Raw genomic sequence first — 1217 nt, 5'->3', positions numbered from 1 at the left:
CTCACCACCGCCACCGACCTGCCCGGCTACCTGTCGTGGCTGGCCGGTTCGCCCTGGCTCGCGCTGGTCGTCGGGCTGGTATTTACCGCCGTCGTCGCCATCGTGCTCGGCTCGCTCACGCTCAAGCTGTCGGGCCACTTCCTGCCGCTGGGCACCATCGCCTGGGGCATCAGCCTGTACTTCCTGTTCGGCACCATGGAGAGCCTGGGCGGCCACACCGGGCTGACCGGCATCCCGCCGATCGAACTGTTTGGCTGGACGCTCGACCAGGGCCAGGAGATCTACTACCTGATCTGGCTGTTCCTGATGTCGGCCGTGTTCACCACCCAGAACCTGCTCGACTCGCGCGAAGGCCGCGCCATCCGGGCGCTCAAGGGCGGCATGGTGATGGCCGAAGCGATGGGGGTGAACACCTCGCGCTCGCGCATGATCATCTTCGTCATCGCCGCACTGCACGCCTGCGCCTCGGGCTGGCTCTACGCCCACATGCAGCGCTTCGTGAATCCGACCCCGTTCGGCCTGCACATCGGCATCGAGTATCTGTTCATGGCCGTGGTCGGCGGCGCCGGCCACGTCTGGGGCGCGCTGGTGGGGGCGGGCGTGATCACCGTGCTCAAGCAGTGGCTGCAGGACATCCTGCCCAAGGTGTTCGGCCAGAGCGGCAACTTCGAAGTGATCTTCTTCGGCCTGATGATGGTGCTGGTGCTGCACCGCGCCCGCGAAGGCCTGTGGCCCATCCTCACCCGCTTCGTCCCGGTCAAGGCCCGGCGCAAGGTCATCGACGCCAACGCCACCCCGCTGGCGCGGCGCGCGCTGCCGCAAAAAGGCGAACGAATCCTCGAAGCGAAGAACGTCACCCGCAAGTTCGGCGGGCTGGTGGCCAACAACAACATGAGCCTGGAAGTGAAGGCGGGCGAGATCCTCGCGCTGATCGGCCCCAACGGCGCGGGCAAGAGCACCATGTTCAACCAGATCTCGGGCGTCGACACCCCGACCTCGGGCGAGGTGCTGTTCCGCGGCCAGCCGGTGGCCGGCCACGACTCGCGCGAGATCGCCCGCATGGGCATGAGCCGCACCTTCCAGCATGTGAAGCTGCTGCCGACGATGAGCGTGCTCGAGAACGTGGCCATCGGGGGTCACCTGCGCGGTGACAAGGGCGTGTTGAGCGCGGCCTGGCGCCTGGACCGGGCCGAAGAGGCGCGGCTGCTGGCCGAAGC

At 67.6% G+C, this 1217-nt stretch carries 1 protein-coding gene; it reads left to right on the top strand.

Annotated elements, in window-relative coordinates; all coding sequences use genetic code 11:
* A partial coding sequence (locus DNK49_RS23015; RefSeq protein WP_110530401.1) for an ABC transporter permease subunit occupies window positions 1-1217 on the top strand: 1217 nt, incomplete at both ends.

It is taken from the genome of Parazoarcus communis SWub3 = DSM 12120, assembly GCF_003226565.1.
GTDB lineage: Bacteria > Pseudomonadota > Gammaproteobacteria > Burkholderiales > Rhodocyclaceae > Parazoarcus > Parazoarcus communis.
The sequence above is the reverse complement of the archived record's forward strand: the minus strand, read 5'-3'. Positions and strand labels throughout refer to the sequence as shown.